Source organism: Phycisphaerales bacterium AB-hyl4, from assembly GCA_041821185.1.
Lineage (GTDB): Bacteria > Planctomycetota > Phycisphaerae > Phycisphaerales > Phycisphaeraceae > Natronomicrosphaera > Natronomicrosphaera hydrolytica.
In genome coordinates, this window is record JBGUBD010000004.1 from 227,922 (window position 1) to 247,347 (window position 19,426).

At 63.9% G+C, this 19,426-nt stretch carries 12 protein-coding genes and 1 pseudogene; 9 read left to right on the plus strand and 4 right to left on the minus strand.

From position 1 onward, the window contains the following. Positions 1–64: 64 nt before the first annotated feature. Positions 65–2,152, minus strand: a complete 2,088-nt coding sequence (locus ACERK3_07575; GenBank protein ID MFA9478154.1) for a tRNA uridine-5-carboxymethylaminomethyl(34) synthesis enzyme MnmG — start codon at positions 2,150–2,152, stop codon at positions 65–67. Between the two features lie 56 nt (positions 2,153–2,208). Here ACERK3_07575 and ACERK3_07580 point away from each other — a divergent pair, with 56 nt between their 5' ends. Then, on the plus strand, positions 2,209–3,210 hold the full coding sequence (locus ACERK3_07580; GenBank protein ID MFA9478155.1) for a magnesium transporter: 1,002 nt from the start codon (positions 2,209–2,211) through the stop codon (positions 3,208–3,210). Positions 3,211–3,241: 31 nt separating this feature from the next. On the opposite strand, the gene ACERK3_07585 is transcribed toward ACERK3_07580, so the two are convergent. Continuing rightward, positions 3,242–3,541: a Rho termination factor N-terminal domain-containing protein gene (locus ACERK3_07585; GenBank protein ID MFA9478156.1), complete on the minus strand. Its 300-nt coding sequence runs from the start codon at positions 3,539–3,541 to the stop codon at positions 3,242–3,244. A 251-nt stretch (positions 3,542–3,792) separates the two neighbouring features. Here ACERK3_07585 and ACERK3_07590 point away from each other — a divergent pair, with 251 nt between their 5' ends. Together ACERK3_07590 and ACERK3_07595 are read left to right on the plus strand one after the other, a co-directional pair. Then, positions 3,793–4,938: an L-threonylcarbamoyladenylate synthase gene (locus ACERK3_07590; protein MFA9478157.1), complete on the plus strand. Its 1,146-nt coding sequence runs from the start codon at positions 3,793–3,795 to the stop codon at positions 4,936–4,938. 302 nt (positions 4,939–5,240) lie between these two features. Continuing rightward, positions 5,241–7,286, plus strand: coding sequence for a heavy metal translocating P-type ATPase (locus tag ACERK3_07595; GenBank protein ID MFA9478158.1), 2,046 nt, complete (start codon positions 5,241–5,243; stop codon positions 7,284–7,286). Between the two features lie 104 nt (positions 7,287–7,390). Here the strand turns inward: ACERK3_07595 and ACERK3_07600 are convergent. Both ACERK3_07600 and ACERK3_07605 read right to left on the minus strand, forming a co-directional pair. After that, positions 7,391–7,732 (minus strand): annotated as a pseudogene (locus tag ACERK3_07600) (four helix bundle protein). A gap of 72 nt (positions 7,733–7,804) precedes the next feature. Then, on the minus strand, positions 7,805–8,881 hold the full coding sequence (locus ACERK3_07605) for an ABC-2 transporter permease (GenBank protein MFA9478159.1): 1,077 nt from the start codon (positions 8,879–8,881) through the stop codon (positions 7,805–7,807). A gap of 192 nt (positions 8,882–9,073) precedes the next feature. Here ACERK3_07605 and ACERK3_07610 point away from each other — a divergent pair, with 192 nt between their 5' ends. The 6 genes from ACERK3_07610 to ACERK3_07635 all read left to right on the plus strand — a co-directional run bounded on the left by ACERK3_07610 (position 9,074) and on the right by ACERK3_07635 (position 19,375). Next, positions 9,074–11,230, plus strand: coding sequence for an SPFH domain-containing protein (locus tag ACERK3_07610; GenBank protein MFA9478160.1), 2,157 nt, complete (start codon positions 9,074–9,076; stop codon positions 11,228–11,230). Between the two features lie 147 nt (positions 11,231–11,377). Beyond that, the gene (gene hflC, locus ACERK3_07615) at positions 11,378–12,412 is read left to right on the plus strand and encodes a protease modulator HflC (protein ID MFA9478161.1); all 1,035 of its coding nucleotides are present in this window, start codon (positions 11,378–11,380) and stop codon (positions 12,410–12,412) included. A 108-nt stretch (positions 12,413–12,520) separates the two neighbouring features. Then, entirely contained in the window at positions 12,521–13,906 is a 1,386-nt protein-coding gene (locus ACERK3_07620) for an SPFH domain-containing protein (GenBank protein MFA9478162.1), read from the plus strand. A 69-nt stretch (positions 13,907–13,975) separates the two neighbouring features. Continuing rightward, a complete protein-coding gene (locus ACERK3_07625) occupies positions 13,976–15,253 on the plus strand; it encodes an ABC transporter ATP-binding protein (protein ID MFA9478163.1) in 1,278 nt (425 codons plus the stop codon). A 57-nt stretch (positions 15,254–15,310) separates the two neighbouring features. Further along, positions 15,311–17,134 (plus strand): hypothetical protein, encoded by a 1,824-nt coding sequence (locus ACERK3_07630; GenBank protein MFA9478164.1) that lies wholly within the window; start codon positions 15,311–15,313, stop codon positions 17,132–17,134. 93 nt (positions 17,135–17,227) lie between these two features. Next, complete coding sequence (locus tag ACERK3_07635; GenBank protein MFA9478165.1) at positions 17,228–19,375, plus strand: hypothetical protein; 2,148 nt, start codon at positions 17,228–17,230, stop codon at positions 19,373–19,375. Positions 19,376–19,426 lie beyond the last annotated feature (51 nt).

Consider the following 19,426-nt stretch of genomic DNA (forward strand, 5'->3'; position numbering starts at 1 on the left):
TGATAAGCCGTCAACAATACCGGCTAAGCGACATGTCGAGCAAATGCACGCCCCGCGAAAACGCCTACCGCCCCACCGCCAGGCTGACCACCATCAGGTCCGCCGGGTTCACCCCCGCCAGCCGACCCGCCTGTCCGAACGTCGTCGGCTTGAACTGATTGAGCACGTCCGCCGCCTCGCTGCGCAAGCCCTTAACGGTCGCATAATCCAAATCCGTCGGCAGCGGCGACGCTTCCTGATCACGCAACTGCTCCACCTCACGCCGCTGACGATCGATGTACCCGGCATATTGCAAGTCCGCCAGCACGCTCGCGAGCGTACGGCGGTCATAGGCGAGCGGTGGCAACGTATCGGCGTCCGTCTCACATTCAGCCCCCCATTTAGCCGCGTCGCTTGCGACGCGGCTAAATGAGCTGAGCGCGGCGTGCAGCGCGTCCACATCCACCCGCGGCCGACGTGCCCACTTCGTCAACGACACGCCGTCCACGCGCTGCCGATCCATGTACCCGCGCAGCGCGTCCATCGCCGACCGCCGTGCTTCGTACACCTGCCAACGCGCATCATCCACCAGCCCCAGCCCGCGACCCATCGGCGTCAGCCGTTCGTCCGAGTTGTCCGCCCGCAACAGCAGCCTGAACTCCGCCCGGCTGGTGAACATGCGATAAGGCTCGCGCGGCGTCTTCGTCACCAGATCGTCCATCAACACACCGATGTACGCCTCGTCACGGCCCAACCGCATCGGCTCCTCATCACGCACAAACCGCACCGCGTTCACGCCCGCAACCAGTCCCTGCCCTGCCGCCTCTTCATAACCTGTCGTGCCATTGATCTGCCCGGCCAGGAACAGCCCCGGCACACGCTTGGTCATCGCCGTCGCATCAATCTGATGTGGCAGCACCATGTCATATTCCACGGCATAGCCATACCGCAGAATCGTCGCCCGCTCACAGCCCGGCATCTGTCGAACGATTCGCTCCTGCACATCACCTGGCAGGCTCGTCGAAATGCCGTTGCAGTAAATCTCGTCCGTGCTCAACGATTCCGGTTCGAGGAACACATGATGCGACGTCCGATCCGCAAAGCGCACGACTTTGTCTTCGATGCTCGGACAGTAGCGCGGGCCCGCCGTGGCGATCTGTCCGTTGTACATCGGCGCACGATCCAGGTTCGCCCGGATCAGTTCATGAATCTCCGCGTTCGTATGCGTGATCCAGCAAGGCCGCTGCTCCAACACCGGAAACCGCCCCGCAACCTTTTCATACGCCACCCCAATGGCAGAGCAGCTTAAGCTGCTCTGCCCACCCACGATCTCCCCAACCCCCGTCATATCACTGAACGGCACCGGCCGATCATCCCCCGGCTGCAATTCAAGCCCCGCCACATCAAGCGTCCGCCCATCAAGTCGTGGCGGCGTCCCCGTCTTCAACCGTCCCAACTCAAACCCAAGCTTCCGCAGCGCATCGCTGATCGTCCCCGCCGCCTTCTCGCCCACTCGGCCGCCGGGCGTCTGCGCCTCGCCCGTATGCATCAGCCCGCGCATGAACGTGCCCGTCGTGAGCACCACCGCCCGCGCGTTCAACCGCGTCGGCGCGAGGATCGGGTCTTCCCCATGAGGCCCGGTGAAATACTCGCCCGAGCAACAACTGTCGCCCCACGACTCACCCGCCTGCCGCTCCCGCCACGGCGTTGTGTTGCACGCCGCGCTCGGCGTATACACCACGCCCGTCATCCGCCCGTCGCGCAGGAAAAACTCATCCACCGTGCCCGCGAGAATGTCCAGATTCTCCCGCGTCGCGAGCAGTCGCTGCACCTCGTCGGCGTAGCGATACTTGTCGCTCTGACACCGCGGCCCGCGCACCGCAGGCCCCTTCGACGCGTTGAGCACGCGAAACTGAATCCCCGTCGCGTCCGCCGCGAGCCCCATCAGCCCGCCCAGCGCATCGACCTCGCGGACGATCTGCCCCTTCGCCAGGCCGCCGATCGCCGGGTTGCAGCTCATCGCTCCGATCTTGCTCGGGTCCATCGTCACCAGCGCCACTCGGCCGTTCCGCACGGGCCTGTCGCGCAGCATATTCGCCGCCGCCCACGCCGCTTCCGCGCCTGCGTGCCCGCCGCCGATGACAATCACGTCGTAGTCTGTCCTGCCTGGCATAGATTCGCCATTATAGGAAACGCAGCCGACGTGTTTCTTCCTATAATCCCCTCGCCATGAGTGGGGCCCCGCCGAGTGATCTGACACGCACGGTTCGCGACTTCGTCGCGCCCGTCGATTCCGTGTTAAAAGCCGACCTCTCCATCGGCGACGCCCTCGCTCAACTGCGACACGGCACCGTCCGCCACGGCGCGATCTACTTCTACGTCGTCGACAAGGACAACAAGCTCGTCGGCGTCATGCCCACCCGACAGCTCCTGCTCGCCAACCCAAAGACTCCCGTCCGCGACCTGATGAGCCCCAACGTCGTCGCGGTACAGGAAACGTTCACTTTGCAGGACGTCCTTGAAGAGTTCGCCATCCACCGCCTGCTCGCCCTGCCTGTTGTCGACGCTGATCAGCACCTGATCGGCTTCGTCGACGCCCGCCTCTACGCCGACGAGGCCTTCGACCTCGCCGAGTCTCAGCACGACGACAACGACCTCGTGCAGGTCATCGGCCTCTCCGTCGAACAGGCCCGACACGGCACGGCCCTCGCCGGCTACCGCCTCCGCATGCCCTGGCTGGTCTGCAACCTCTTCAGCGGCATCGTCTGCGCCATCATCGGCGCTCTGTTTCGCGATGTGCTCGACGCCGTCGTCCTGCTCGCCATGTTCTTCCCGCTCGTGCTCACCCTCAGCGAATCCATCTCCATGCAGGCCATGACCATCGGCCTCCAGTTCATGCACAGCAAAAAGGTCCCCTGGCGGCCCGTCCGCACTCGCCTCAACGTCGAGTGGAAAACCGCCCTCCTGCTCGGCGTCACAGGCGGCAGCGCCGTCGCGGTCGCATCACTTTTCTTCCCCGGCGGTACGACCATGCCCCCGCCCGCCGTCGTGCTCGGCGTCAGCATCCTCCTGGCCATGACCGCCTCCGCCATCGTCGGCCTCGGCACGCCCGTCATCCTCCACGCCGCCAAGCTCGACCCCCGCGTCGCCTCGGGCCCCGTCGTCCTCATGATCGCCGACATCATGACCACCACCGTCTACCTCGCCCTCGCCACGTGGATGCTGCTGTAAAACCGCAACCCACCAAGCACACCAACCAAACTCATCGCTTCTTTCGAATCGCCTCAACCAACTCGTCCTTGTTCATTCGGCTGCGGCCCGCAATCCCCAGCTCCTTCGCCTGGTTGTACAGCTCGTCACGCGAACGCGATTCCAACGACTGATTCGGATTGCCCGTCCCCTCCGTCTTCTCGTTCGGTGTCCGCCCCTCCTCCCGCCGCTGCTTGTTCACCGTACGCCCAGCCACCTCCTTCGCCCGCTCCTCGCTCGAGCCTCGTTCGAGCTCGCTTTCCTTCACATGCTCGTACTGCCGTTCATCCTTATTCCGCCACTTCGAAGGCATAACCTGTTCCTTTCACGATTCTGCCTCAGTGCACTTCCAAACCACCCCGTCGCCCGCCCTCTCCTTAAAAGCTACGGCCGCCACTCGATCGCCGATTCCATCACATCACCATCCCCTCGATTCTACGCCCACCCATCATTTAGCCGCGGTGCTCGCACCGCGCTCTTCGCCCCGCCCCCAAACGCGCCCCACCCCACAGCCAGATCGCAGCGCTTCGCAGCCAACATGCCCACCATGTAAAGTAGCCCGCCATGACTACGGGCCCACCCACGCCTCCGATTGACGAAAAAACGCTCACCCGCGCTGCGGACATTCTCCGTCGTGGCGGGCTCGTCGCCTTCCCCACCGAAACCGTCTATGGCTTGGGCGCCAACGCCCTCGACACCACCGCCGTCGCACGCATCTTCCAGGTCAAAGGCCGCCCCCACTTCGACCCGCTCATCGTCCACGTCCCCTCCCTCGCCGCCGCCCGCCGCCTCACCACCGCCTGGCCCGACACCGCCCAGCAGCTCGCCACCGCCTTCTGGCCCGGCCCGCTGACGCTCGTCCTCCCGAAGTTTCAAGTTTCGAGTTCCGAGTTTCGAGTTCAAGACGCCCAAGGCCCCAACTCAAGACTCGAAACTCAAAACTCGAAACTCGCCCCCCCTGACCTCGTCACCGCGGGCCTGCCCACCGTCGCGGTGCGCGTGCCCGCTCACCCGGTCGCCCTTGCGCTGCTGCGAGCCGTCGATCTGCCCATCGCCGCGCCCAGCGCCAACCGCTTCGGCGGCGTCAGCCCCACCACCGCCGACCACGTCCAAACCGAGCTCGGCGACCAGATCGACCTCATCCTCGACGGCGGCCCCTGCCAGACCGGCGTCGAAAGCACGGTCATCTCCCTCATCGACCCCGACCGCCCACGCCTGCTCCGCCTCGGCGGCCTCACCCTCGAAGCCATCGAACAAACCGTAGGCCCGATCACCCTCGCAACCCCCCAAACCCCCGATCCCCAAGCCGAGCAGCGCGGCCAACAGTCCCCCGGCATGCTCGAACGACATTACGCCCCCCGCACACCCATGCAGGTGGTGGAGAGCATTTCGGATTTCGAATTTCGAATTTCGAATTTTCCCGAAATCACACATCCCAATAAATCACAGCCACTTAAAATCGGACTGATCGTCTTCGGCCGCTCAGCGGATCAGACCAGATCCGAAATTCGAAATCCGAAATCCGAAATTCACCCAACCATTGAACCGCTCTCTCCCGCTGGCGATCTGGTCGAAGCGGCCGCGAACCTCTTCGCCGCGATGCGTCGGCTCGACGCGGCCGGGCTCGATCTCATCATCGCCGAGCGTGTCCCCGACACCGGCCTCGGCCGCGCGATCAACGACCGCCTCCGCCGCGCCGCCACCCGCTGACGTTCAAGGCTTGAGGCTTGAGGCTGAGCGACTTAAGTCGCGCAGCCCTCCCCACACGCCTCACGCCCCAAGCCCCAGCCCCCCTCGCATCCCCCAGTTGGTGTAATTCTCCCGAACCTCGTAGCATGTCGCCCCGTATGGGTTACCGGCTGCTCGTGTTCGCCGGTCGACTCATCATCTTCCGGTCGGCGAGTCAGGTGGCAGCAGCCGGCAAATTTGCCACAATGTACGGGCAACAAGGGATTTCCAGACAGATCCTGTCAATCCACTCGGACCTTTAAGTCAACTGGGAACCGTCAGGCATGGCGCACAACTACATCAAAGACGACCTCCAGGTCGAAGAACAGACAGGTCGCGTTGGCTTTCAGATCATCATCACGCTGCTCGGCGGTACGCTGCTGATATGCGCCCTGATCGCCAGCTTCACCTTTGACTCCCCCGACACCGGCGACATCCTCGCCGGCATCGCCACCGTCCTGCTCGGCGGGCCGCTGGTCTGGGTCGCCCTCAAAGACCTCGCCCAGGGCCACTACCACATGAACGAGCTGGTCGCGCTCGCGGTGGTCGCCGCCTTCGCCGCCGGCTGGTACATCGAGGCCGGCTTCATCGCGTTTTTCATGATCATCGCCGTGCTCATCGAAAACCGCACCGCCCTCGGCGCCCAGGCCTCCATCGAATCGCTCATCCGCATCACGCCCACCAAGGCCTACAAGCTCGACGCCACCGGCAACGAGATCGAAGCCGACGCCCGCGAACTTCAGCCCGGCGACGTCGTCCGCGTCCGCCCCGGCGACAACATCCCCGCCGACGGCCGAGTCAAGCGCGGCAACAGCACCGTCAACCAGGCACCGATCACCGGCGAATCCGTCCCCGTCGAAAAAGAAGAGGGCGACGAAGTCTTCGGCGGCACGATCAACGTCACCGGCGCTATGGACATCGAAGTCACCAAGGCCGGCGAAGACACCACCCTCGGCCGCGTCAAAGACCTCATCCTCGAAGCCGAGCGAACCAAAATCCCGATCATGCGAATGATCGACCGCTACGCCGCCTGGTACACCCCCACCGTGCTCATGCTCGTCGCCATCGTCTGGTTCTTCACCAGCCAGACCGCCGACGTTGACGACGCCGCCCGACGCGCCATCGCCATGCTCGTCATCGCCTGCCCCTGCCCGCTGATCCTCGCCACACCCACCGCCATGGTCGCCGCGCTCTCCGCCGCCGCCCGGCTAGGTGTGCTCATCAAGTCCGTCATCGATCTCGAAGCGGCCCGCAACCTCACCGCGATGGTCTTCGACAAGACCGGCACGCTCACCACCGGCCAGCTCGAAGTCACCCGCCTCTCGCCCGCCGAGGGCGTCGAAGGCGCTGACCTGCTCCGCGCCGCCGCCACCGCCGAGCAAAGCTCGCGACACCCCGTTGCCCGCGCCATCGCCAGCGTCGCACGCAAAGCCCGCCTCAAGCTCGAAGAGCCCACCGAGTTCGAAGAGGTCGCCGGCAAGGGCGTCCGCGCCGTCGTCGGCGGCAAAACGCTGCTCGTCGGCCGAGCCGTGTGGATCAGCGAGTACATCGACGACGACGCCGTCCGCACCGCTGTGCAGACCGCCCAGCAAAGCCCCGAAGCCAACGGCCTCTCGACGCTGTTCGTCCTGCAGGACGGCAAACTCATGGGCTGGGTCGGCCTCGCGGACAACACCCGCCCCGAAGCCGCCAACGCCATCGACCAGCTTCGCGAGCTCGGTCTCAAACGGCTGATCATCGTCACCGGCGACCGCGAGTCCGTCGCCCAGCGCGTCGCCGCCCAGATGCACACCGAGTACAAATCCGAAGTGCTCCCGCATCAGAAACTTGAAATGGTCGACGAGCTCAAATCGCGCGGCCACCGCGTCGCGGTCATCGGCGACGGCGTCAACGACGCCCCCGCCCTCGCCGCCGGCGACATCTCCATTGCCATGGGCGCCGCCGGCAGCGACGTCGCCATTCACTCAGCCAACATTGCGCTGATGAATAACAACCTCAACCGCATCCCCTTCCTGGTCAACCTCAGCCGACAGACCAGCAACGTCGTCAAGCAGAACATGCTCATCGGCGGCGTGACGATCGGCGTGTTCTTCGCCTTGTTCGCCGCCGGCATGGGCGGTCACCAGGCCCCGATCCTTGCGGCCGTGCTGCACGTGGTCAGCTCGATGGCCGTGGTGTTCAACTCCGCTCGCCTCGTCCGTGCGGGCGAAGACATCGAGCAAGCCGAGCACGCCGAGGCCGCCAAAGCCGCCCCCAACCAGCCCGAGCCCCCGCGCCCCACCCAAGCGCCCCCCGCCGACGACGGCGCAGGCGCCCCGGCGATGGCGTGAGTCAGTTTCGAGTTCCGGGTTTCGAGTTTCGAGTTTCGAGTTGGTGATGAGGAGGCTTTTCGGTATTTCGTTCCTCGGTGGGCAGTGTTCCGGAGGTACTGCATAAAGCCGGCGATCATTCGACCCGTTTCGTCCGCCAGTTCCATAAGGTGATTGAACGTGTGTTCGTCGATGTAATGCTGATCAAACGCGACATACAACTGCGACCGCACCTCCGCCGACGAAGCCTTGGCTGTCGAGAGGAACTGCGCGAACTCGTTCGCTCCATCGCGCTCGAATCCTTCAGCGATATTCGACATGATCGAAATGCTTGCCCTGCGAATCTGATCACGCAGTGGGAAATCACGCGCGAAGCCGCCTCGCTTGCTCGCCTCATACACGGCTCGCGTCAACGTACGTACCCGCTGCCAGGCCTCGATGTCCTCCAAGCGTCGAATCGTCGCCATATGACGCCCCCGCAAGTAAAGACCCTCAAACGCCCCTCCCCCAACTCGAAACTAGAAACTAGAAACTCGAAACTACCCGACTTCTCGCGTCTGGAACAACGCCACCGCGACGCCGAGCACAGCGACGATGTACAGCGCCGAGTAGCCACTCACGATGGCGATGTGCTCCACCGTGAAAGGGTTGCCGAGGCTGATCGCGTCCGCCGGCCAGAGGAACTGCAGGTTGGGAGCGATCAGGTAAATGACCTTGGCCATCGCGTAGAGCAACTGATGGCCGAACGATGCGTCGGCCGCGAAGATCGCCGCCAGGCTCTCGGCCGGGCCCAGGCCCAATGGCAGCGACAGGCGATAGTTCGCCCACTGGCTCAGCGAGTTGCTCACCAGCCCGAGGAGAAACGCGCCAACGCACACCAGCAGCGTCATGATCTGGCCCAGCCGGGTCGAGGCGGCGATCGCGATCGCGGTGAGAATCAGCACAGCTTGAAAGATCAGCACCAGGCCGACGAGCACTTGCGTCAGCTCGCCCTCGCGGATGGTGAACTCCGTCAAAGGCGACTGGAGATGCCAGTCCTTGTTCATCACCGCCACGACCATCCAAGCGAAGGTCATCGTCACCACCAGGCAGGAGACGAACGTGGACGTGAACACCCAACGGTAAAGATAATTGCCCCCCGCCGCGACGAGCAACGCCGCCAGTGCACCGAACACGCCGAACGTGATCACGGGCATGTCCAGCGAGTCGGCCGCGGTCTGCAACACGCGATGACGAACCGTCAACGCGAACACCACGCTCAGCAGGTAGAACGCCACCGCGATCGCCGCCGCGACGCCTGCGTACTTACCCACGACGAACAGCGCCCGCGACACGGGCTTGCTGACCACAGTAAGCACCGTGCGGTTTTCCACTTCCTCGGAGAGCACGCTGGTCGCGGTGAACGCCGCCAGGAACAAACCGACCACGAACACCGTACTCAAACCCAGGTCGATCAGCAGCTTGTTGTCGCCGCCGCCGGTTTCGAGCGTGTACGCCGCCAGCGACGGATTCAGCACCAGGCCCAGCGAACCGAGCAGAATGAGAACCACGTAGATCGGCTGACGTATGGATTCGGTAAACGTGTTTTGCGCGATGGCGAGCAGTTGTGCAAACATGATGGCATCATACGTTGTGAAGGGCTTTCGAGTTCCGGGGGATTTGAAGATCGTTGAACGCGATATTGTGAAATAATCACCGGCCGTCGGCAACGCCCAGGCCAAACACCACACGGCCCGGGCCGTTAAGATAGCCGCTTTCCGTCGGCAATTGAAAGTCATCATTCGACTTGCATTCATAAGAGACCGTCCATGAGCCAGGATCAACAAACCTACAGTCGCGCCGCCAACGCAGCCCTGGTCGGCCTTCTCGCTCAGCTCACGCTGGCTATCGGCATGGCCCTGCTCGGCCTCTACGCCGACGCGCCCGCCCTGCACGCCGCCACGTGGTACCTGTTCGGCGGCCTGCCGATCTGGATCACCCTGCTCGTCCTCTATCACCAGCACCGCCTCGAACGCGTCGAGGCCCTCGAAGCCGAGCAGCTCGCCAAAGCCGACGCCCGCACCGCCGCCCTCTTCGAAGAAGCAGGCCAGCAACTCCAACTCGCCCGCAAGCGACTGGAAAACCTCTACCGCTTCGGCCTGCCCACCATCAGCGTCCTCATCGCCACCTACCTGCTCGCCGTCGGCGGCACGCTGCTCTATCTCAACATCCAGGCCTACCAGCGCGGCGAACTGTGGGCCACCGCCATGCGAAGTGACGCCAGCGCCAGCGGCGTCGCCCTCATCGCACTGGTCATCGGCTTCGCCGCCTTCCTCGTCGCCCGCTACGTCGCAGGCATGACGCAGGTCCGCGACTGGCAACTGCTCCGAGGCGGCGCTGCCTACCTCATGGGCAACGCCGTCGCCGCCATCGCCATCACCGCCGCCGGCGGGCTCGCCGTCTTCGGCGGACTCGGCGGCCTCGTCTGGCTCGCCATGATCGTGCCCGGCGTCATGCTCCTGCTCGGCACGGAAATGCTGCTGGGCTTCACACTCGGCATCTACCGCCCCCGACGCGCCGGCGAAGTCACACGCCCCGCATTCGACAGCCGACTGCTCGGTTGGCTCACCCGCCCCGAATCGCTGGGCAAGATCGTCAGCGAAACACTTAACTACCAGTTCGGCTTCGAAATCTCGTCCAGTTGGTTCTACCGCCTGCTCGCCAAGGCCGTCACGCCACTGATCGTCGTCGGCCTGGTCGTGCTCATCGGCATGACCTCCCTGGTCTTCGTCGCGCCGCAACAGGAAGCCGTCATCACAACCTTCGGCAAGTTCGATCGCGTCGTCGAGCCCGGCCTGCGATTCAAGTGGCCCTGGCCCGTCAGCCGCGCCGAAAAATTCGACGCCTACCGCGTGCACCAGGTCGTCGTCGGCTCGAAGCCTTATCTCAGTGACACGTCCATCGCCATCCTCTGGACCAACGAACACGCGCCCGGCGAAGAGGAACAATTCCTCCTCACCGCGCCGACCCGCGTCGATGACCTCGAACTCGGCACCGACTCGCCCGTCGGCGAACTCGTCGGCACGGAAGTCGTCGTCAATTTCCGCATCGGCGACCTCGAACGCTTCGCCCGCAATACGCCCAATCCCCAGCAGCTCTATCTCGCACAACGCCAGATGGAACGCTGGGCCGACGGCAACCGACGCGCCGGCGAACAGCGCATCGACCCGAGCCCCATCGTCACCTCCCTCGCCGAGCGGCGCGTGACGCGGTACTACTCGATGCGAACCATTGACGAGTTGCTCACCGAAGACCGCGCCGTCGCCGGCCGCCTGCTTCGCGAACAGATTCAAAGCGACCTCGACGAACGCGACCTCGGCGTTGAGCTGGTCTATGTCGGTATCGTCGGCGTCCACCCGCCGCAGGAAGGCGACGTCGCCGCCCGCTTCCACGAACAGATCGGCGTGCTGCAACAGAACCAGATCGCCCTCGAAGAAGCCGAGCGCGACGCCATCGCCACCCTCGCCGCCGCCGCCGGCTCGCACGACCGAGCCCGGCAGATCAACGCCGCGATCAGCGACTTCGAAAACCTCCGCCGTCGTGTGCAGCGCATGGAAGGCCGCGACAACGCGGACGAAGACGCCCTCGCCGACGCAAGGCAACAGGTGATCGAGAAAGAAGCCGAGATCGAACAACTGATGAACGAAGCCGGCGGCCGCGCAGCGCAGCTCATCCACGAAGCCCAGGCGTATCGCTGGCAACACGCGCTTGCCGAGGTCGCCCGGGCCGGCCGTTATGCGGCGCAGTACGAAGGCTACCAGTACGCACCGCGATATTTCATGATGCGGCAGTACCTCGACACGCTCGCGGAAGGTCTCGTCGATCGGCGGAAGTTCATCATGACCGCCGAGCAGAAGTCGCCTTCCATGATCCGCATCCAGCTCGACGACGCACAGTCGGGCTTCGACTCGCTCTTAGGCGACTGACAACCACGACAGGCCTCCAAACCGAGGGCTGAGGAGCAACGCGGCGAAGCCCCGGATAGTACGACGGATCACTACAACGGCTCAGTACCCCGAACCATTGACCAAACCAAGCATTCATCGATAACGCACTCGTTCTGGATTTAAGCCATGAAGAACCAACTCGTCTTGTTGATCGGCATCCTCGTGTTCGTCGTCCTGCTGGCGTACATGTTCACCTTCCAGGTGCGCTACGACGAGGTGGCTGTGCTCGCGACCTTCGAGCGCACCGCCGCCCCCGAGCGTGATCCCGAAACGGGCGCCATTCGCGTCGACCCCACCACCGGCGAGCCGACTGATCCGGGCAGCCTGATCTACACGCCGGGTCTGCGCTTCAAAGCGCCTTGGCCGATCCAGAAGGTGTACACCTACCCGCGCAAGATTCAGGTGCTTGAGATTCAGCCCGAGCAGGTGCAGACCGACGACGGGCACGCGATCATCGTGATGAACTATGTCACGTGGCGTATCGCCGACCCGCACCAGTTCTATCAGACGCTTCGCACGATCGAGCAGGCCGAGCAGACCCTTCGCCCGGTGGTGCGTGACGTTCGCGGCTCGAAGTTCGGCGAGTATCGCTTCACCGATCTGGTCAACGTCAACCCGGACCAGGTTCGCCTGGCCGAAATCGAGCAGGCGATGACCGAAGAGCTCCGCGACCGACTGGCCGAGGGCGCGAACTACGGCGTCGCCATCGAACAGGTCGGCATCCGCCGCATCGTGCTCCCCGCCGACACGACCGAGCTTGTGTTCCAGCGCATGCGAACGACGCGCGAGCGTCTCGCCTCGGCAGCGCGTGAAGAGGGCCAGGCCCAGGCGGGCAACATCCGCTCGCAGGCCGAGAGCGCCCGCGAGCGGATTCTCGCCTTCGCTGAGCGTCGCGCTCAAGCGATTCGCGACGAAGGCAACCGCGAAGCCGCCGCCGCGTTTGAAGACTTCTCGGTTGACGAAGATTTCGCGATCTTCCTCCGTCAGATTGAAACGCTGCGTGCGACGTTGGCTCACAACACGACGTTCATGCTCGACGCCGACTCGCTTTCGTTCCTGAACCTGTTCAAGGACGACCCCAGCGGCGAAAGCCGCCCGCCGGAAATGACGCGCGACATGATTGAACAGCAGCAGACCGGCGCCCGACACGATGACGAATAACCTTCGGCGGAGGCGGTGCAGCGTAAGCCGCACCGCCTGACGCGCGTGATGCACGCCCCGGCGCGTGCACCAACTTCTGATCCGCCCTGGCCCCCTTCGGACCAAGCCATGCCTCAGCAGAAGATCAAAAACCCGTTCATGCACACGCACGATGATGACTGCGACCATGATCATCACCACCATCACCACGATGGCGAGGAAGATCTGCAGCAGCTCGACCCGGCTCAGCAGTCGCTGGCCGACGCGTTGCGCGTCAGCTTCAACATCCTCAAGGGCCTCATGGTCCTGCTGCTCATCGCCTACATCTTTTCCGGTGTGTTCTGGGTCGAAGAGCAGGAACGCGCCGTCCGCCTGCGCTTCGGCGCGATGGTCGGCGAGCCGGGCCAGCAGGTGTACGAGCCGGGCTGGCATTTCGGCCTGCCCTACCCGATCGAGCAGGACATCCGCGTGCCCGTCTCGCAGCAGACAATCAACATCCAGCGCGCTTACTGGCATGAGATTTCCGAAGCCGACCTCGGCCGCAGCGCTGAAGAGCTCGCCGGCCGCGCCGGCCCGCTCAACCCCGAACGCGACGGCTCGCTGCTCACCGGCGACGCCAACATCTTTCACGCACGCTTTAACATCAGCTACACCGTGACGGACCCGGCGGCCTTTTTCCAGAACGTCGGCCTCGCTCGGCCGAACGTCGACCGCCTGCCCGACGGCCAACCCGCTGTCCGCTCCATGGATTTCGCCGACGCTCTCGTGCGAAACGTCGCCGAGCAGGGCATCATCCACGCCTTCGCCCGCGCTGAAGCGGACCAGATCTATCGCCAGGTCTTCCCACGCGAGTTCGCTCTCGCCCGTATGCGCGACGTCATGGAACAGATGAACACCGGCATCACCATCGACCGCCTGGACATGACCGACCCGCAACTGCCCCAACCCGTTCGCTCCGCGGCGCAAGCAGTCACCAACGCCGAGAGCGAACGTGCACAACTCGTCGAAGAAGCCCGGCAGGAGCAGGCTCGCATCCTCGGCGAAGTCGCGGGCGCAGCCCACACGCCACTCGTGCAACTGATCAATGACTACGAGCAGGCTCGTACCATCGAAGACATGGACGCCGCAGGCCAGATTCTCGACGAGCTGAACGAAACACTCGACCGCCTCATGCTCAGCGAAGATCGCGGCGCACTTCGCATCGGCGGCGAGGTCGCTCGCGTGATCAACGAAGCCACCACGTACCGCACGACCATCGGCCAGCAGATTCAGGCCGAGGTCAGCCTCTTCCAGGCTTATCTCGAAGACTACCGCCGTACGCCCCGCCTGCTCCAGACACGCCTCTGGCAGGACGCCCGCGAACAGATTCTCTCCGGCGACGTGGAAACGTTCTACCTCATGGGCGGCCAGTTTTACCCCGTGCTCAACCGCGACCCTGCCCTCGCCCGCGAGCGTGAGGAAAGGCGACTTCGTCGACAGGATGTAGAAAGACGCGAACGCCAGCAGCAGCGCTGACGTAGCACGTTCAGCGGCCGCTGCGTTTCAGCGGTGCAATCCGTGCCCGATGGCCGATGGAGCCGACGTATGACCAGCCTCGACACACCCACGCGAACCGCACCCGATGCCGACGTCGACACGCGCGACATGATCATCAAGTGCGCCAAGCTCACCAAGATGTTCCGCGACTTCTGGATGCGGAACCGCGTCAAGGCGGTCAACGCCATCGACATCGAGGTTCTTCGCGGTGAGGTGTTCGGCCTGCTCGGGCCCAACGGCTCGGGTAAATCCACCACCATCAAGATGATCCTCGGCCTGCTGCATCCGACATCGGGACACATCGCCATCTTCGGCAGGCATCCCCGCGATGTCGCCATCAAAAAACAGATCGGCTACCTGCCCGAAGAAAGCTACCTCTACCGCTTCCTCAACGCACGCGAAACGCTCGACTACTACGGCAGGCTGTTTCATCAGAACCGCAGCCAACGCAAGCGACGCATCGAAACCCTGCTCGAAATGGTCGGCCTGGACAAGGTCGCCAATCGCCCGGTCGGCGAATATTCCAAAGGTATGCAGCGGCGCATCGGCCTCGCGCAGGCGCTCATCAACGACCCGCAACTGCTCATCCTCGACGAGCCCACCACCGGCCTCGACCCGATCGGCACGCGACAGATCAAAGACCTCATCCTCGAACTCAAACGCCGCGGCAAGACCATCCTGCTCTGCTCGCACCTGCTCGCCGACGTGGAAGACGTCTGCGACCGCGTGTCGATCATGTTCGGCGGCAAGGTCCGCCGCGAGGGCACGGTCGATGAACTGCTCGTGCAGGAATCGCTGACCAACCTCCAGACCACGCAACTCGACGCGGAAGACGTGCAAGCCATTGAGCAACTACTTGAAAAACGTGGCAAGCACATCGAGCGCGTCGAACAGCCGCGCCAGAAACTCGAAGCCCTGTTCCTTAATATCGTGCACGAAGCGCAGGCCGAGGGCGTAGACACCAGCGGCGCGACCGGCGGCGGCCCGCTTGCCGAGTTCCTCCGCGGCGATGAACAGGAAGTACAGGAAGACGTCGGCGAAGCGCTCATCGATCGGCTGGTCGAAACCAAGCCCGCCGACGCGGGCAAGACAAGCGGGCCCGCGGACGCAACCAAAACGCCGCCCGCCGAGGCTGCCGAGCCAATCGAGCGCGATTCCCTGATTGATGAGCTGGTCTCGCCCGGCGACAAGCCCGAACAGGCCAAGCCGCGCGACGACAGGTCGAGCAGCGAGCCTTCGCCCGTGCCTGAGCCTCAGCCTGAAGAGGACGTGGACGACAGCGTGCTCGATTCACTGCTCGGCGATGAGAAGAAAAAAGACAAGTAACCCATGCGTAAGCGCGGTGCACTTTCCGGTGCGCTGCATTGAGAGTCTCAGACACCCATGCCCAAACGCAACTGGAAAATCTGGCTCGGCCTGCTGCTGACGATCCTTGTCGTGGGCGAAGGCATCGCATGGCTGTTGTGGGCGCAAGGCTGGGCGGAGGTCGGCGCGGTTGTCGCGGGCGCCGGCCGTGTGGTTGCGGCGCTGTGGGTGGTGCGCGGTTTGTGGCTGTGGCGTGACATTCCCTGGGTGCGACAGCAAACGCGCGTGATCATCGGCACGATCGTCGCGCTGCTGCTCGTGCTGTTCGGCATGCAGATGGGTTACGAAGGCCTGGTCTACGCCACCGTCGGCAGCTACCTGATGGCGATTGGTTTCGTGTACGGCCTTGCGCTGATGCGACTCATGCTCTCGCCGGGCCACCCCATCCTCGGCGTCGCGCGAACGCTGCTGGACGAAGCGATCCGCATGAAGGTCGCCATCGTGTTCATCGTCGCGGTCGTGCTGCTCGTGCCCACGCTGCCGTTCGCGCTCGACGCGGGCGAGTTGCTGAAGTATCGCGTGCAGTCGTTTCTCACCTGGTCGCTGATGGCGACCGGCGTGCTGCTGAGCCTGATGACCATCTTCCTCGCGGTGATGACGATCACCAGCGAGGTGAACCATCGACAGATCTTTCTCACCATGACCAAGCCCGTCGGTCGGGCGCAATACCTGGCGGGCAAGTGGCTGGGGATCGCCCTGCTGAACGTGCTGCTGGTCGCGGTCTGCGGCGGGGGCATTTACACCTTCACACAACTGCTCGTGCAGCAGGAGGCGGCGTCCCAGGCCGACCGCCTGGCGGTGGAGCAGGAAGTGCTCTCCGCGCGGGTGCCGTTAACGCCACAGCCACCCGCGGGCACGGACATGAGCTCACTGTATGAACAGCGGCTCGAACGACTCCGCCAGCAAGACCCGATGGAGTACGGCCAGCCCGGCGCGACTGTGCCACCACGCATTCGTAGACAGATCCAACAGCAAGTCATCGCGCAGTGGTACACGGTCGGCCCCCGGCAAAGCCAGACGTATGTGTTTCGTGACGTGCGCGTGCCCGACGCCGAGCAACAGACCGTGCAGTTCCGCCTCAACCCTCGCGCTGCGGGCAACGTGCCGGAAGGCTACGTCTACCTCGACGTGCTGATCAACGGCCGACGGTATCAGCTTCAACCAGGCCAGACCGGCTACCTGCGACTCTCAGAAGATACGTTTCACGTGCTGCGCATTCCGGCACAGCTGATCGAAAATGGTGAGCTGCGCATCACCATCCGCAACCCCGAGATGAACGGCTACGAACAGCCGAGCTTCAGCTTCAACACGGCAGACGGCTTGCAGATTCTCTACCGGGCCGGCGCGTTCGAGGCGAACCTGTTGCGCTCGCTGGCGATGATCTGGCTTCGACTTGGCTTCCTCGCGATGCTCGGGCTCGCGGCGGGTACGTTCATGAGCTTCCCCACCGCGTCGCTGCTGAGCATGATGGTTTACGTCGCGGCGGCGGCGAGCGGCTTCCTGCAGGAGTCGCTGGAGTCGTACGCCGCGTTCCCCGGTGGTGAGATCTCGGCGTGGGAGCAGATCGTGGGCATCCCGGCGGGCATGCTCGCAGCGATCGGCGCGGGAGAGTTCGGCGAGGCGCTGCGCATGCTCATCCGTCTGCTGGGGCAGACATTCATGTTGTTCGTGCCGGCGTTCGGCGATTACAACCCGACGCCGCTGGTATCGGACGGTCTGGCGGTGAGTTGGCGAATGCTCGGCAACGCCGCGTGGCAGGTCGGCCTGGTATGGACGGGCGTGATGGCAATCATCGGCTGGGCAATCTTCCGCCGACGAGAGCTGGCACGGGTCACCGTTTAGTTTTGAGTTTCTGGTTTCGAGTTTCGAGTTCCGCATGATGGGACCGCGACGCGAAACTTGAAACTCGGAACTCGAAACTCGGAACTGATAAAGATGAACCGCGAACGCCTTATTCAACTTCTTTCGCTGACCGTGACGGTGGTCTGCCTCGCCGGGGCGGTGCTGTTGATGCCGACGATCAACAGTCAGCGACGCGACCTTCAGTTGAGCTTTGACATTGAAGTGGGCGATCGTGTCGATGCGCGTTATGCCGTGACCGCCGCGGCGCTGGGCAGCTTCCGCGGGCTGGCGGTGGACATTTTGTGGTATCGGGCGGAACAACTGAAAAACGAGGGCAAGTTCTGGGAGGCGGCGACGCTGGCGGAGTGGATCACCACGTTGCAGCCGCGTTTTCCGCAGGTGTGGTCGTTCCATGCGTGGAACATGGCGTACAACATCTCGGTGCAGACGCATACGCCGGAGGAACGCTGGAACTGGGTAAACAAGGGCATTCGGCTGCTGCGTGAGGAAGGCATTCCGAACAACCCGACGGCAATTCGGCTGTACCGCGAGCTTGGCTGGATCTTCTTTCACAAGATGGGCCAGTACGCCGACGACATGCACTGGTACTACAAGCTGAAGCTGGCAGAGGAATGGCAGGAGGTGCTCGGCACGCCGACGCAGGGGGCGGATGGCGAGCAGGCGGCACGGAATTTTGCGCCGGTGGCGTATTCGGCAGACCGTTATTTTCAGCTTGATCGGCCGTCGCTGGCGATGCGCGAGCAGCTTCGCGCGTTGGCCGAGCAGTTTCCAAGCTATGCCGACGAGCTTCGCGACTTCACGCGCCGAGGCCTGGTGCGATTTTCTGAACGAGCGCCATCGCTTGCCGAGACGATGCGGAGCAACGGCGACCGCCGCGCTGCCGAGCAGCTTGAAGCGCTGGTTGAAACAGCGGGGCGTCGGATGCAGCGAGCGACGCGTGATCCGTTGAACCTGCTTTACGATGATGTGCCTTCGACACGGCCGGTGGTCGAGCAGTTGCGCGCGATCGGCATGGATGCGGACGAGCGAACGCTTCGTCGCGTTGGTCGGCTGGAGATGTATCTGATGTACGTCCCGGCGCAGACGCTGATGGAGCATGGCGGCGAGTTGCTCGGCCTCGACGAGCAGGAATTGCAACTCGTCGGCGTGCTGATGAACGCGGAGCATCGCGAGGGCGTGCAGGCGCTGCTGGCTTACCTGCGGGCGCGGGCGCTCGTGCGGCATTACCACATGGACCCGGTGTTCATGTTGCAACTGATGGAAGATTTCGGGCCGATCGACTGGCGTCACCCGGCGTCGCATGGCGTGTACTGGTCTGCCATGGGCGTCGACCGCATTCGCGACGTGCGCGACCGCAGCAACATCGACATGCTCAACACGAATCGGCAGGTCATCCACGGCTTGCAGGCGTTGATGCGAACCGGCCGAGTGAGCTTCGATCCGCTCGCCGGGCAGGTGGACATCATGCCCGAACCGGCGTTCATCCCCGCGTACGAGCAGGCCATGTTCGACGCGGAGGAACGCTCGCAAGAGTTGGGCCTGGGCAGCACGGGCACGATCGAACACTTCGAAGCCGGCCACGAAAACTTTTTGCTGACCGCGATCGTCTACAGCTATCTCTACGGCGAAGCGGATCAGGCGCGGTATTACTACGATCGCGTTCGCAACCTCTACGGCGACAACCCGCATAATGTGCGCAGCGGCCGATACCAGCAGACGCTCGATGACCTCGTCGTGCAGATGCTCAGCGAAGACGGCGGGCAGCTGCACCAGGCTCGGCAGTTTGTCGACAGCATGATTATCAACGGCCTGACGCGCGGGCTGGCGCAGGGGCGGATGGACGTGTTCAACCGCTTCCTCACCGTCGCGCGCGGCGGGTATGACCGCTATCGAGCGGAGCGGACGTATGCCAACCCCAACGCGCCGGGGCCGCGAATGGGGATGGGGCTGGCGAGTACGTTCCGCGAGACGTTCAACAATACTTACACGAACTTCATGCAGTCGCCGCGGACGTCGCTGATCGAGCGGTCGCGGATATACATGAACACGCCCACAGCGTTGCAGCGTGAGACGTTCCCATACTTCCGCAACGAGGTGTATCAGCAGGCGGAGCAGGCGGGCTTTGATGCGGAGCGAGCGTTCCCGCCGCCGCCTGAGGTGGATGATCGCCAACTGCGTCGCGAGCGTGAGGCGTTGCCGGACACGGTGGAGCGGCAGTAGCGTCGGCAGAGCGGGCGTGGGTGTGCAGTTCGGCGTGTTTTGCGCATCGCA